Source organism: Halomonas sp. ND22Bw, from assembly GCF_003011945.1.
Classification (GTDB): domain Bacteria; phylum Pseudomonadota; class Gammaproteobacteria; order Pseudomonadales; family Halomonadaceae; genus Halomonas; species Halomonas halophila.
The window spans coordinates 1-485 of sequence record NZ_PXWD01000120.1; the positions used below are offsets into that span (position 1 = coordinate 1).

1 protein-coding gene and 1 pseudogene are annotated in these 485 nt (G+C 68.9%); both read right to left on the minus strand.

Annotated features, from left to right (window positions below):
- Positions 1–243 (minus strand): PepSY-associated TM helix domain-containing protein (locus tag CVH10_RS17265; protein ID WP_219924742.1); only part of this gene is annotated, 243 nt, incomplete at its 3' end.
- Positions 240–485: pseudogene (locus CVH10_RS26610) on the minus strand (hypothetical protein); the annotation flags it as partial. The pseudogene CVH10_RS26610 and the gene CVH10_RS17265, both read right to left, overlap by 4 nt.

Here is a 485-nt window from a genome sequence, read left to right on the forward strand (position 1 = left end):
GGGCAGGAAGATATACCATTGTTGATCGTCCGGCCCGACGCGCTGGAGATAGCGGATGGCGGCGGCGGCAGCGGCGGCGGGAGTGCTGTGGTTGGCTGGCTGCTCCGGCTGCATCCAGCGCGTGATCTCCGGCCGGAAATAGCTGGCGGTGCCGGTCAGGAACATCGCGAACAATAGCCAGCCTGCGATCAGCCCGAGCCAGCCGTGGATCCACGCCATCGACTGTCGCAGCGAGCCCTTCACGCGCGGACCCCCAGCGCCCAGGCGAGCGCGATCGTCACGATCGCGATGCCCCAGACCGTCGCCATCACCCGCGCCAACCGCGCTTCCGCGAAGCACCACAGCGCCAGGACCGCATAGCATAGCGCCGACAGCGTCATGCCCCATAACGTCGCCTCGACCCGCGCGATCGGCAGCAGGCGCGCGATAAGCGTGGCGATGCCCGCCGCCGCGGCATAGCCACCCAGCAACGCAGTGACGCAGCG